This window comes from Kitasatospora purpeofusca, from assembly GCF_042691725.1.
Lineage (GTDB): Bacteria > Actinomycetota > Actinomycetes > Streptomycetales > Streptomycetaceae > Kitasatospora > Kitasatospora purpeofusca_B.
In genome coordinates, this window is record NZ_CP170483.1 from 738,821 (window position 1) to 751,437 (window position 12,617).

At 76.4% G+C, this 12,617-nt stretch carries 10 protein-coding genes; 4 read left to right on the forward strand and 6 right to left on the reverse strand.

Annotation, left to right across the window (positions count from 1 at the left end; genetic code table 11):
• Positions 1 to 60: 60 nt before the first annotated feature.
• Positions 61 to 1,641: a hypothetical protein gene (locus tag ACFCLZ_RS03265; protein ID WP_380283097.1), complete on the forward strand. Its 1,581-nt coding sequence runs from the start codon at positions 61 to 63 to the stop codon at positions 1,639 to 1,641.
• Between the two features lie 1,010 nt (positions 1,642 to 2,651).
• On the opposite strand, the gene ACFCLZ_RS03270 is transcribed toward ACFCLZ_RS03265, so the two are convergent.
• Positions 2,652 to 3,305 (reverse strand): endonuclease, encoded by a 654-nt coding sequence (locus ACFCLZ_RS03270; protein WP_380283098.1) that lies wholly within the window; start codon positions 3,303 to 3,305, stop codon positions 2,652 to 2,654.
• A 74-nt stretch (positions 3,306 to 3,379) separates the two neighbouring features.
• On the opposite strand from ACFCLZ_RS03270, the gene murQ reads away from it, so the two are divergent.
• Positions 3,380 to 4,291 (forward strand): N-acetylmuramic acid 6-phosphate etherase, encoded by a 912-nt coding sequence (murQ, locus tag ACFCLZ_RS03275; protein ID WP_380283099.1) that lies wholly within the window; start codon positions 3,380 to 3,382, stop codon positions 4,289 to 4,291.
• On the opposite strand, the gene ACFCLZ_RS03280 is transcribed toward murQ, so the two are convergent.
• Complete coding sequence (locus ACFCLZ_RS03280) at positions 4,288 to 4,800, reverse strand: isochorismatase family protein (protein ID WP_380283100.1); 513 nt, start codon at positions 4,798 to 4,800, stop codon at positions 4,288 to 4,290. The genes murQ and ACFCLZ_RS03280 overlap by 4 nt on opposite strands.
• A 6-nt stretch (positions 4,801 to 4,806) precedes the next feature.
• The gene (locus tag ACFCLZ_RS03285) at positions 4,807 to 5,475 is read right to left on the reverse strand and encodes a TetR/AcrR family transcriptional regulator C-terminal domain-containing protein (RefSeq protein WP_380283101.1); all 669 of its coding nucleotides are present in this window, start codon (positions 5,473 to 5,475) and stop codon (positions 4,807 to 4,809) included.
• 151 nt (positions 5,476 to 5,626) lie between these two features.
• Here ACFCLZ_RS03285 and ACFCLZ_RS03290 point away from each other — a divergent pair, with 151 nt between their 5' ends.
• A complete protein-coding gene (locus ACFCLZ_RS03290; RefSeq protein ID WP_380283102.1) occupies positions 5,627 to 6,949 on the forward strand; it encodes an MFS transporter in 1,323 nt (440 codons plus the stop codon).
• Between the two features lie 53 nt (positions 6,950 to 7,002).
• On the opposite strand, the gene ACFCLZ_RS03295 is transcribed toward ACFCLZ_RS03290, so the two are convergent.
• Entirely contained in the window at positions 7,003 to 7,239 is a 237-nt protein-coding gene (locus ACFCLZ_RS03295; protein ID WP_380283103.1) for a hypothetical protein, read from the reverse strand.
• A 448-nt stretch (positions 7,240 to 7,687) separates the two neighbouring features.
• Here ACFCLZ_RS03295 and ACFCLZ_RS03300 point away from each other — a divergent pair, with 448 nt between their 5' ends.
• Positions 7,688 to 11,578 (forward strand): amino acid adenylation domain-containing protein, encoded by a 3,891-nt coding sequence (locus ACFCLZ_RS03300; RefSeq protein WP_380283104.1) that lies wholly within the window; start codon positions 7,688 to 7,690, stop codon positions 11,576 to 11,578.
• Between the two features lie 33 nt (positions 11,579 to 11,611).
• Here ACFCLZ_RS03300 and ACFCLZ_RS03305 read toward each other — a convergent pair whose 3' ends face one another.
• Entirely contained in the window at positions 11,612 to 11,983 is a 372-nt protein-coding gene (locus ACFCLZ_RS03305; RefSeq protein WP_380283105.1) for an ArsR/SmtB family transcription factor, read from the reverse strand.
• Between the two features lie 89 nt (positions 11,984 to 12,072).
• Positions 12,073 to 12,420: a hypothetical protein gene (locus ACFCLZ_RS03310; protein ID WP_380283106.1), complete on the reverse strand. Its 348-nt coding sequence runs from the start codon at positions 12,418 to 12,420 to the stop codon at positions 12,073 to 12,075.
• Positions 12,421 to 12,617: the final 197 nt, after the last annotated feature.

Sequence of the window (12,617 nt, forward strand, 5' to 3'; positions counted from 1 at the left end):
ACGAGCGGGCCGCCCGGAAAACCGGGCGACGCGCCACCGGGGGACGGGCAGGATGTCGGGGTGATCCACGTGCTCCACCCCGGCCGCGTCCTGTGCGGTCTCGCCGCCAACCCCGCCCTGCCCGCCGACCTGGTCGACCGGCTGATCGCCCTCGCCGCGACCACCGACGACCCGTCACTCGCCGACGACCTCGCCGCCGAGCTCACCGACCGGGACGACCTCGATGACGCGCAGGCACGCGCGCTCGCGTCCGGCGTCGACGAAGCCGCCCTCCGCCTCGCCCACGACGGCCGGCTCACCGCCGAGGACATCGACCCCGCGACCCGGCCCGAGGCCGCGCTCGCCCTGCTGGAGCGGGGCGAGGGCCGGCCCGGCTGGGCCCGGCGGTTCGCGGCCGACCCCGACCCGTCGCGGCGCGGACGGCTCGCCGGCTGCCCGGACCTGCCGGCGGACGTCCTACGGCGCCTCGCCGAGGACCCGGACCCGGAGGTCGTCGCCGACCTCGCCGCCACGGCGCCGCCCGCACTCGCCACCGCGCTCGCCCGCCACCCGCACACCACCGTCCGCCGCACGGTGGCCGCCAACGACCGGACGCCGCCGGACGTCCTGGCCGCCCTGCTCGCCGGAGACGCCCTGCTGACCGGAGACGCACTGCCGCCGGCCGGTGTGTGCCCGGTCTGCGAGCGGCACACCCTGCCCTTCGAGCACGCCCCCGACTGCGAGCTCCCCGACTGCGCACTGCTGCCCGGTGCCGCCTGTTCCGGCGGCCACGAGTCCGCGCAGCACGAGATCGCCGCCGCCGTCCTCGCCCATCCCGCCACCCCCGCGTCCGCCGCCGCCGGGTTCGCCGGCCATCCCTCGATGCTGCTGCGCGCCGAGCTGGCCGCCCGCACCGACCTGCCGGCGGACGTGTACCGCCGGCTCGCCGCCGACGCGGACCCGTGGGTCCGCGAAGCACTCGCCGAGAACCCCGCGATCGGCGAGGAGGTGATCCGCGTCCTGGCCGAGGACGACGACGCCGACGTCGGACGACGGCTGGCCCACCATCCGCGGCTGCCGCTCGACGTACTCACCCGGCTCGCCCTCCGGGCGCGCACCGGCCCCACCCTGCTGCCCCGGATCGCGACGGCCTCCGCCGCCGAGGTCGTACAGCTGGCCGCCTCCCCGGAACCCGCCCTCCGAATGCTGGTCGCCGAACGCCGCGACCTGCCGCCCGCCGTCCGCGACGCCCTCGCCGCCGACCCGGACGCCAAGGTGCTGAAGGCGATCGCCCCGCACCCGGGCCTGTCCGAGCCGCTGCTGCGCGCCATGGTCGCCCGGCACGGCGTCCGGGTCGCCGCCCGGGTGGCCACCAACCCGGACGCCTCACCCGCCCTGCTCGCCGACCTGGCCCGCCACCGGCCGCCCGTCCAGAAGGCACTGCGCGCGATCGCCGCCCACCCCCGGGCCACCGCCCCCGCCCTCACCGTCTGCCTGGCGGACCGGCAGGCTCGACCCATCGCCGCCGCCCACCCGTCCCTCCCGCCCGACGTCCTCGTCAAGCTGCTCGGCGACCCCCTCCCCGGCATCGCCGAACTGGCAGCGGCCAACCCCTCCCTCCCACCCGCCGTCGCCCGCACCCTGCTCGACCGGCATGCATGACCCGGGTCGGAAGGAAGGCTTCCAGTCGCCCCAGACCGCTGAAGTGCCGGGCGGGGGCCAGTACTCCGCCCAACCCGGGTAGGACCACTGCCGGCCGACCCATTCGCATTCGGGTATCGACCCCTCCCGGCCCCGGCCGACCGTCACCGGCCGGGTCACCGCCCTGCCCGCCACCTCCTGCACCCTGAGGACCAGGCCGATCCCGGCGGCTCCCGGGTTGCCGCGCGGACCGTAGGACACGCCGAGCACCCCGCAGTCGGCGCCGTGCAGCATGAAGCGCTCCAGTTCGGCCGGGACACAGGCGGTCAGCTCCCGTCCCCAGAGCAACACCTGAGGCCCGTGGGCGGCGTCCGCCGCGACGCAGAACAGCCCACGGTGTCCGACCCGTACGGGTCGGCCTGGAACCGGCGCAGCTCGGTCATGCCCGGCAACACCGCCGCGACCTCGGCGGACCGCATGCCGAACCACAGCGGCCCGACGCCTTCCAGGGGCACCAGCTCCCAGACCGCCCGCGCCGACCGCTCCCCGCCACTCCGCAGCGCTGCCACCGCCATCCCCCTTCCGTACCCCGCCGCACCCCGAGCGGCCCCGATCCCCGAGGCTCCGCCACCCGAGCATGACACCAGACTCACGATCGCTCACCGCCCACCGCCGGCGGCAAGGAAGTCCCGGAGGCGAGCGCGGTGGCTCAGGCCGCCGCGAAGCGGCAGGGGTGGGGACAGCGACGGGCGTGGCGGGCACGGTCGTCGAGGATCAGCATCGCCCGGACAGCCTGCACCTCACGGCACACGATGCCCGCGCCGACCACAAGATCGCTCACCGCCCACCGCCGACGGCAAGGAAGTCCCGGAGGCGAGCGCGGTGGCTCAAGCCGACGCGGGCGAGGCCCGCCGCGAAGCGGCAGGGGTGAGGACAGCGACGGGCGTGGCGGGCACGGTCGTCGAAGATCAGCATCGCCCGGACAGCCTGCACCTCACGGCACACGATGCCCGCGCCGACCACAAGATCGCTCACCGCCCACCGCTCGCCGCCAGGAGGTCGCGGGGGCGGGCGTGGCTCAGGCTGAGGCGGGTGAGGGCGGCGGCGAAGCGGGCGAGGTCGCGTGGCGGGGTCAGGGCGGCGAGGGTGTCGGAGGTGTGGGGCAGGCCGAGGTCGGCGGCGGCGTGGAGGGCGCGGTCGTCGAAGAAGGGGCGCAGGGTCGGCCAGACGGCCTGGGCCTCGCGGCAGAAGATGCCCGCGCCGACCGGGCCGATCCGGGGGAACTCGCGGAGCAGTTCGGCGGTCCGGGCCGGGTCGCCGTCGGCCTCGTCGCGGAGTCGGCGCAGGTCGCCGTGCCAGCGGTCGAGGAGCAGCTCGGCGCCGCGGCCGAGGGCGGTGGCGGTGCTCTCGTCGTAGCGGACGTAGTGGGCGCGGCCGAGGGCGTCCACCCTCGCCCGCCTTCGGGAGTCGGCCATGGCCTTCGGGGTGCGCAGACCGGCCGCGGAGAGTTCCCGCGCGGCGGCGACGGCGAGGCTGGCGCCGATCCGCACCGAGCTGAGCGTGGTGAGGACCAGCAGCCGGTAGAGCGGGGCGGGCGTGTCGCGGAGCGTGATGCCCGCTTCCTCGGCGTAGGTGCGGCCGAAGCGTTCCAGCAGGGTGGCGACCGTCTCCTCGTGGCGGCCCATTTCGGGCCTCCCTTCCTGGCCTCTCCGGCACCTGCCCGGGTTGGCGGCGGTCATGCGCGGGGACAGGAGGCGGTATGGAGAACGCCGACCGCCCGGCCACGGAGGAGGTCCGGCCGGAGTGGGCCGGCCTCGACCGGCTGGGGACGCTGGAGCTGCTGCGGCTGCTGAACGCCGAGGACCGCACGGTCGCCGGGGCGGTGGCCGGGCAGCTGCCGCGGATCGCCGTCGTGGTGGACGCGGTCGCCGGGCGGATGGCCCGGGGCGGACGGCTGGTCTACGCGGGCGCCGGGACGGCGGGGCGGCTCGGGGTGCTGGACGCGAGCGAGTGCCCGCCGACCTTCAACACCGCCCCGGGCCAGGTGGTGGGCCTGCTCGCGGGCGGGCCGCGGGCGCTGGTGCGCGCCGTGGAGGGGGCGGAGGACCGCCCGGAGCTGGCCGTCGCCGACCTCGCCGCACTGGCGCTGACGGCCGACGACACCGTGGTGGGCGTCTCCGCCTCCGGCCGCACGCCGTACACGGTGGCGGCCGTGCGCCGCGCCCGCGCGGCCGGGGCGCTGGGTGTGGGGCTGGCGGGGACCGCCGGATCGCCGCTGGTCGCGGCCGCCGAGCTGGGCATCGAGGTGGTGACCGGGCCGGAGGTGGTGGCCGGTTCGACCCGGCTGAAGGCGGGGACGGCGCAGAAGCTGGTGCTGAACCTGCTGTCCACGGCGGTCATGGTCCGGCTCGGCAAGACGTACGGGAACCTGATGGTCGACGTCCGGGCGGGCAACGCCAAGCTGCGTGACCGGGCGCGGCGGATCGTCACCGACATCACCGGCGCGGACGAGGAGACGGCCCGGCGGGCGCTGGCGGCCACCGGCGGCGAGGTGAAGGACGCCGTCCTGGTCGTCCTCGCCGGAGTGGACGCCCCGGCCGCCGCCCGCCTGCTCGCCGCGGCGGGCGGCCGGCTGCGCGAGGCGCTGGAGCTGGCCCGGGGCGGGCGCTAGCCGAAGGCGAGGGCGGCCCGGTCGGCGACCTCGCCGAAGCGGGGCAGCGAGAGGGCGACCGAGGCCCGGTGCTCCTCCTCGGTCAGGGCCGTCATGGCCTCCTCGACGAACACCAGTCGGTAGCCGTGGTCGGCGGCCGCGCGGGCGGTGGACTCGACGCCGAGGTTGGTGGCGATGCCGCCGAACACCAGGGTGTCGACGCCGCGTTCCTGGAGCAGTTCGTGCAGGCCGGTGCCGTGGAAGCCGCCGATGGTGCGCTTGACGACGGTCTCGTCGGCCAGCGCGGCGACCTCGGGGAGCAGCTCGCTGCCCGGCGGCTGCTCGGCCACGCCGGGGCGCTCGGCCCGGATCGCGATCACCGGCGCGCCGGCCGCGCGGAACGCCGTGGCGAGGTCGAGCGCCGCGGCGACCACCTCACCGCCGGGACGCGGGGCGAGCGGCAGGGCGGCGATCCGCTCCATGAGGTCGACGAGGACGAGGGCGGTGCGGGCGGGGTCGAGGGTACGCATGGTCGGTCACCGTAGTGGATCGGCCGCGGGCCCGGTCTCCCCGGTGCTCCCGGCCTCGCGGGCGATCTCGGCCCGGAAGCCCTCGATCAGCACCCGCAGGCCGTACTCGAAGTCCGCGTCGTGGTCGGTCATCCGCAGGACGTCGGCCGCCTCGCGCAGCAGCGGCAGGTCGTGCAGCGCCTCGTCCGGGAAGGGCGCGCCGTCGCGCTGTTCGGCGTCCTGCCGCCAGGCCTGTTCCTCGGTGACCCAACCCATGATGTAGCGGTCGATGGTGAGCAGCAGCCGCAGCGCGGTGCGAGGGCGCAGTCCGGCTTCGCAGAGGGCGCTCAGCTGCGCCTCGACGGCGGGCAGCTCCTCGGCCGTGGGCAGGGTTCCGGCGTGCACCCGGGCGCCGTCGCGGTGGGCGAGCAGGGCGCCGCGCTTGGCCCGGGCGTCGGCGGCGAGCCAGTCGGGCCAGTGCGCGGGGTCGGGCTCGCGGTCCGGCGGCAGGGCCTCGGCCAGCATGGCCTCCGCCATCAGGTCGAGCAGTTCCCGCTTGCTCTTGACGTGCCAGTACAGGGCCGGGGACTGCACGCCGAGTTCCCGGGCCAGCCGCCGGGTGGTGAGCCCGTCGATGCCGACCTCGTCGAGCAGCCGCAGGGCGGTGCGCACGACCTTGTCCCGTGTCAGCGCCATGGTGTTCCGCCCTTCCGGCGCCCGTGTCGGCCGCCCGGTTGTTCGCTTGGCACCCCCACTTTATCGCTGCTAAGGTCCGGCTCGGACTTTATCAGTGATAAGGACGGCGGACCGGCCGCCGCCCACCGCCCCGGAAGGGACCCACACACTCATGACGACCACCGGAACGGGCGCCCGCCGCCCGTGGTCCCGGCTGCTGCCGAACACCGCGCCCTGGCGGTCCTCGGCGGACTTCCGTCTGGTCTGGACGTCCGGCGCCGTCACCATGCTGGGCTCGGTCTTCACCCTCACCGCGATCCCGCTGCAGATCGCCGACGCCACCGGCTCGCCGCTCGCGGTGGGCGCGGTCGGCGCGGTGGAGCTGGTGCCGACGGTGCTGCTCGGCCTGTACGGCGGGGTGCTCGCCGACCGGCTCGACCGCCGGACGGTGGCGCTGGCCACCGAGATCGCGCTCGCCGCGCTCAGCGCGCTGCTGCTGCTCAACGCGCTGACCGGCGCGCCGATGCTCTGGCCGCTCTACGCGGCGGCGGGCTGCGCCGCCGCGCTCCAGGGGATCCAGCAGCCCTCGCTGGAGGCGATGGTCCCCCGGCTGGTGCCGCACGACCAGCTCACCGCGGCCGGCGCGCTGCTCTCGCTGCGCTGGACCGTCGTCGGGTTGGCCGCGCCCGCCGCCGCGGGGCTGGTGATCGCGACCGCCGGGGTGCGCACCGCCTACCTCCTCGACCTGGCCACCTTCCTGGTCTCGATCGCGCTGCTGGCCCGGCTCCGCCCACTGCGCCCGGCCCGGGAGCAGGAGGCGCCGGCGCTCCAGGAGTTCGCCGAGGGCGCCCGGTACGTGGCGCGGCGGCCGGACCTGGTCGGCACCTACCTGGCCGACCTCGCCGCGACCGCCTTCGCCCTGCCGACCGCGCTCTTCCCGTTCCTCGCCGACGAGCTGGACGCGCGCTGGGCGCTCGGCCTGCTCTACTCGGCCTCGGCGGCGGGCGGCCTGCTGGCCGCCGCGACCAGCGGCTGGACCGGGCGGGTGCACCGGCACGGGCGGTTCGTCCTGCTGTCCTGCGCGGCGGTCGGCGCGGCCACGGCGGCAGCGGCGCTCGGCTCCGGCGTGTGGGCGGTCCTGCTCTGCCTGGCCGTCGCCGGCGCCGCGCACTGGGTGGGCGACACCTTCCGGGGCGCGATCTGGAACCGCTCCATCCCGGACGGGCTGCGCGGCCGCGCGGCCGGGCTGGAACTGCTGATCGGCGCCGCGGGACCGGCCCTCGGCGACCTGCGGGCGGGCGGGCTGGCGGCCCGCTACGGCATCCGGGCCGCCCTGCGCACCGGCGGACTGGCCTGCCTGGTCGGCGGCGGGGTGCTGGCCGCCGCGCTGCCGGCGCTGTGGCGATACGACGACCGCACCGACCCGCACGTCGCGCAGGTCCGGGCGTCCCGGGCGTCCCAGGCGACGGAGGTGGAGCCGACGGACATCCCCTGACGGTCAGCCAACCCGCCGCCCGCGTCGCCGTACCCGCCGTCGGCGCCGGTCGCTCAGGCCTCCTGGGTCTCCAGCCAGTGCAGCAGGACGGTGCGCTCGGTCTCGGTGCCGGCCGGGCTCGCCGGATCGAGCGCCCAGTGGCGGATCCGGCGCAGGGTCTCGGCGTCCAGGTCGAGGTAGAGCCGCCAGTGGGCGTGCGGGTGGCAGTTGGCCTCGCGGGGTTCACCGCACTCCTGGCAGTGGGTGAAGAAGGCGTCGACCAGACGGTGCACGATCGTCTCGGCGGGCATGGGCGGTGTACGTCCTCACTCGTTCGGCTACCGGGTTCGCTGGTGGGTCCGCCAATCTCCACGGACCGGCGGACCCGCATTCCAGGGTGCGGGCCGGGGCCGGCGGGCGGCAGGGACCAACGTCCCGGGACGGCCGGCCGGTCCGACGAGGCGGCCGCGCCGCACGAAACGGCGCTGCGGGGCTACACCGACCTCTTCGGCGCGGACCGTCCCGACACCCTCTCCCCCCGCACCCGGCGCCGCATCGACCGCGAGCCCGAACCGCAGCCCTCCTGACCGGGACGTGCCCGGGACACCCGGGACCGCGGCGCGCCCCGGCCCGGGCGGAAACCCGGACCGGGTAGCGGCCGTCGCCCCAGGCGGTCGGGACACCGGGCGGCCGACCTTGGGAGGCACGCCCGGTCGGCGCACCGGGCGACCGTATCGGTCCGACCCAGGGAACCCCCTCATGACCGCAGAGTCCGTCCCGTCCGCCGTTCTCCTCGACGCCCGCCGCTCCCTCTGCCTGCCCGACCTGCTCCGCGCCCAGGCCTCCGCCCGGCCCGACGCCACCGCCGTGACCGGCGACGGCGGCCGGCTCACCTTCCGCGAGCTCGGCGCCGCCGCCGACGCGCTCGGCGCGCAGCTGCACCGGCTGGGGGTGGCCGCCGACGACTGCGTCGGCCTGTACACCGAGCCCTCGCTCGACCTGATGACCGGCGCCTGGGGCATCCTGCACGCAGGCGCCGCGTACCTGCCGCTGTCCCCGGAGTACCCGCAGGAGCGGATCCGCTGGATGATCGAGTCCAGCGGGACCCGGGTGATCGTGACGCAGGAGCACCTGCGGGCCAGGCTGGCCGAGCTGGTCCCGCCGGGCACCCGGATCGTCGTCCCGGCCGACCTCCCGCGGGACGCGGACCAGCCCGACGCCCACCCGATCCCGCACCAGAGCCACGGCCCCGCCGCCCCGGACCCGGAGTCCCTCGCCTACGTCATCTACACCTCCGGCTCCACCGGCCGCCCCAAGGGCGTCATGATCGAGCAGCACAGCATCGTGTCCCAGCTGCGCTGGCTGGCCGACGCCGGGCACCTCGGCCCGGACGCCGCCGTCCTGCAGAAGACGCCGATGAGCTTCGACGCGGCGCAGTGGGAGATCCTGGCGCCCGCCGCCGGGGCGCGCGTGGTGATGGGCGCGCCGGGCGTCTACCGGGATCCGGAGGCGCTGATCGACACCGTCCTCGCGCACGGGGTGACCACCCTGCAGTGCGTGCCGACCCTGCTGCAGGCGCTGCTGGACACCGAGCGGCTGGCGGACTGCACCGGCCTGCGCGGGCTGTACTCCGGCGGCGAGCCGCTGTCGGTGCGCCTGGCGCGGGCGCTGACGGCGGCGCTGCCGGGCGCGGCGCTGGTCAACCTCTACGGCCCCACCGAGTGCACCATCAACGCGACCGCCCACCGGGTCGATCCGCGGGCGCTGGGCGACGGCGCCGGCTCGGTGCCGATCGGGGTGCCGGTGGACCGCACCCGCTGCTTCGTACTGGACGAGGAGCTGGCGCCGGTGGAGCCCGGGGCGACGGGCGAGCTGTACATCGGCGGCGTCCAGCTGGCCCGGGGCTACCTCAACCGGCCGGACCTGACGGCGGAGCGGTTCGTCGCCTCGCCGTACCTGGCGGGCGAGCGGCTGTACCGCACCGGCGACCTCGCCCTGTGGAACCCGGACGGCACGCTGCAGTGCGCGGGCCGGCTGGACAACCAGGTCAAGCTGCGCGGCTACCGGGTGGAGCTGGACGAGATCGCGCTCGCGATCGAGGAGCACACCTGGGTGCGGCGGGCGGCGGCCGTGGTGACGGACGACGCGCGGACGGGGCACCAAAACCTGGTCGCCTGCGTGGAGCTGAACCCGAAGGAGGCCGCCCTGATGGACCAGGGCGACCACGGCGGCCACCACCAGTCCAAGGCGAGCAAGCTCCAGGTGAAGGCGCAGCTGTCCGACCCGGGCGTCCGCACCCCGGCCGAGCTGGCCGGGCGGCCGGTGGTGGAGCTGCCGGGGCGCCGGGAGACCGGGCGGCAGCGGCGGGAGACCTTCGCCCGCAAGACCTACCGCTTCTTCGAGGGCGGCCCGGCGACCGCGGACGATCTGCTGGCGCTGCTCGCCGCCCCGCACCCGGCCCCGGCGCCCGTGCCGGCGGCGCCCCGGGAGGCCCCCGTGACGCTCGCCGAACTGGGCCCGGTGCTGCGGTGGTTCGGGCAGTTCCGCAGCGAGGAGCGGCTGCTGCCGAAGTACGCGTACGCCTCCCCCGGCGCGCTGTACGCCACCCAGCTGTACCTGGAGACGGACGGCTCGCACGGCCCGGCCGCGGGCGTGTACTACTACCACCCGCTGGACCACACCCTCGTCCGGGTCGGTGCGGCCGACCCCGCCGGGCCCGCGCTGGTGGCGCACTTCCTGGGCCGGCGCGGCGCGATCGAGCCGGTGTACCGCAACAACATCCAGGAGGTCCTGGAGTTCGAGACCGGCCACATGCTGGGCGTGCTGGAGGAGGTGCTGCCGGAGTACGGGCTGGCGGTGCGTGCGCTGGGCCACGAGCCGGACGTGCAGCGGCGGTTGGACGTCGCCGAGGAGGACTTCTACCTGGGCAGCTTCACGATCGTCCCGGAGGACGGGCGGCCGCGCCGGGACGACACCGAGCTGTTCGTCCAGGCGCATCCGGGCGGGGTCGAGGGCCTTGCGGCGGGCCTGTACCGGTACGAGGGCGGCGAGCTGAGCCGGATCTCGGACGAGATCGTGGAGTCCCGGCACGTCATCGCGATCAACCAGCAGGTGTACCGGCGGGCGGGTTTCGGCATCACGGCGGTGAGCCGGGCCACCGAGCCGTGGCTGGAGTACATCGGCCTCGGCACCCGGCTGCACCACCTGCAGCGCAACACGCTGGGCTTCGGGTTCATGTCCTCGGGCTACAGCTCGCACAGCGGCCATCCGCTGCCGTCCGCCCGGCGGATGGAGGCGGTCCTGGCCGGGTGCGGGATCGCGGCCGGTGCGTCGTACTTCTTCCTCGGCGGGCGGGTGAGCGAGGAGCAGGTCCGCAGCGAGGGCATGCGGGAGGACGCCGTGCACATGAAGGGCCCGGCGGAGCTGATCAGGGACGAGCTGGCGGCGGTGCTGCCGGACTACATGATCCCCAACCGGGTGCTGGTGCTGGACGAGCTGCCGCTGACCGCGAACGGGAAGGTGGACGCCAAGGCGCTGGCCGCCGCCGAGCAGGTCCGGGACGCGGGCACGGGCGCGCCGTTCGTGGCGCCGTCGACGCCGACCGAGCGCCGGCTGGCCGGGGTGTGGGCGTCGGCACTGAAGTACGAGCCGGTCTCGGCGGCGGACGAGTTCTTCGCGGCGGGCGGGAACTCGCTGATCGCGGTGGCGCTGGTCAACCGGGTGAACCGGGAGTTCGGCACCCGGCTGCCGCTGCAGGTGCTGTTCGAGTGCCCGGGGCTGGCGGACCTGGCGGCGCGGATCGACGCCGCCCGGACCGGCGGCCCGGCCGCGGGCGCGCCGGTGTCCCGGCTGGTCGCGCTGCACCGCGAGGGCACCGGTGACCCGGTGTTCTGCTGGCCGGGGCTGGGCGGCTACCCGATGAACCTGCGCCCGCTCGCCGGGCGCTCGGGCCGGCCGTTCTACGGGGTGCAGTCGTACGGCATCAATCCCGGGGAGGCGCCGTACCCGACGATCCGGGAGACGGCCGCCGCCGACGTGGCGCAGATCCGCGAGGTCCGGCCGCACGGCCCGTACACCCTGTGGGGGTACTCGTTCGGCGCCCGGGTGGCCTTCGAGGCGGCCTGGCAGCTGGAGCGGGCCGGGGAGCGGGTGGCGGACGTGATGCTGATCTGCCCGGGCAATCCGGAGCTGCGGCGGGCCGACGGGGAGCGGTACGGGCGCGAGTCCTCCTACCGCAACCCGGCGTACCTGACGATCCTGTACTCGGTGTTCGCGGGGTCGATCGGGGGGCCGGAGCTGACGCGCTGCCTGGCCGAGGTGCGCGACGAGGAGGGCTTCGCCGCCTTCGTCCACCGGCTGCTGCCGGACCTCGACGAGGAGCTGATCCGCCGGATCGCCCGGATCGTCGGGGAGACGTACGAGTTCGAGTACAGCTTCCGCGAGCTGGCCGAGCGCCGGCTGTCGGCCCCGGTGACGCTCTTCAAGGCCGCCGGTGACGACTACTCGTTCATCGAGGGCATCGAGGGAGGCTCCGGCTGGTCGGGGGCCGCGCCGGGGACGGTGCGGCTGGCCGGGGACCACTACGGCGTGCTGCGGGAGCCCGGGGTGGCGGAGCTGGCCGCAGCGGTCGCCGCCGCGGCGCACGACTGACCCGCCGTCGCCGGACCGCCGCCCGGGAGCCGTTCAGTTCCCGGGCGGTACCGGCACCGGCGCCTCGGCGAGGGTCCTGATCCGGGCCAGCCGCCGGTCCCAGTCGGCGGCGAGTCCGGCCAGCCAGCGCGCCGTGTCGTCCAGCGCGGCCGGGCGGACGGCGTAGCGCACCTCGCGCCCGGCCCGGTGGCCGGCGACCAGCCCGGCGGCGTCCAGCACCGCGAGGTGCTTGACCACGGCCTGGCGGGAGACCGGGAGCCGCCCGGCGAGGGTGGTCGCGGTGGCCTCGCCCCGGTCGGCGAGCAGGTCGAGCAGCCGGCGGCGGGTCGGGTCGGCGAGGGCGCCGAGCACGCCGTCGACCGCCTCGCCGCCGGGGCTCCGGTCCGCCGTCGCGGTGTCGTTCATGGGCTGCTCCTCGGCCGTCACCAGCGGTTGCAACCTCATGGTTGCACGTGGCCCGGACCAGGGGCAATCCGGCGGCCGGGCGGCCCGGCTCAGCCCCACCACTGCTCGGGGACGGCGGCGGGCCCGCGCTCCGCCTCCTCCTCCGGGGCGGGGCCGACCCGGGTGGGGCCGCCGGTGACGAGCAGTCCGTCGGGGCCCGCCTCCGCCACCCGGTAGCCGGACTCGCGCAGCACGGCGGCGACGGCACCGGTGACCGCCGCCCGGATGCCCACGGCGGGCGGCGGGCCGCCGGCCGCCCCGTCGGCGGGCGGCCAGTCGATCACCACCCCGCGCGGGCCGGGATCGATCCGCAGGCCCGAGGGCCCGCGCCCGGTGTCGAAGCCGGCCCGGGCCAGGTCGGCTGTCACGTCCTCGAAGAGTTCCCGGTGTTCCACCATTGGCGCAGCGTAGGCCCGGCCCCGCACCCTCCCCGGGCGCGGCGCGCGCCGAAACGCTTCACCGCGCCGCCAACAGCACCCGAGCGCAGCATCGGAGCCGCGGCCGACCCCGCGAGGGGGCGGCGGCCCCCCGGACGGGCCGACACGAGCGGCCGGACGGGCCGATGGACGTGCACAGTCGGCGCGCTCCCGACAGC

Coding starts and splice junctions, on each gene's coding strand:
- ACFCLZ_RS03270 (WP_380283098.1), bottom strand. CDS start 3,305: ATGGGCCGCCACGAGGAGACGGTCGCCACCCTGCTGGAACGCTTCGGC.
- murQ (WP_380283099.1), top strand. CDS start 3,380: ATGGAGAACGCCGACCGCCCGGCCACGGAGGAGGTCCGGCCGGAGTGG.
- ACFCLZ_RS03280 (WP_380283100.1), bottom strand. CDS start 4,800: ATGCGTACCCTCGACCCCGCCCGCACCGCCCTCGTCCTCGTCGACCTC.
- ACFCLZ_RS03285 (WP_380283101.1), bottom strand. CDS start 5,475: ATGGCGCTGACACGGGACAAGGTCGTGCGCACCGCCCTGCGGCTGCTC.
- ACFCLZ_RS03290 (WP_380283102.1), top strand. CDS start 5,627: ATGACGACCACCGGAACGGGCGCCCGCCGCCCGTGGTCCCGGCTGCTG.
- ACFCLZ_RS03295 (WP_380283103.1), bottom strand. CDS start 7,239: ATGCCCGCCGAGACGATCGTGCACCGTCTGGTCGACGCCTTCTTCACC.
- ACFCLZ_RS03300 (WP_380283104.1), top strand. CDS start 7,688: ATGACCGCAGAGTCCGTCCCGTCCGCCGTTCTCCTCGACGCCCGCCGC.
- ACFCLZ_RS03305 (WP_380283105.1), bottom strand. CDS start 11,983: ATGAACGACACCGCGACGGCGGACCGGAGCCCCGGCGGCGAGGCGGTC.
- ACFCLZ_RS03310 (WP_380283106.1), bottom strand. CDS start 12,420: ATGGTGGAACACCGGGAACTCTTCGAGGACGTGACAGCCGACCTGGCC.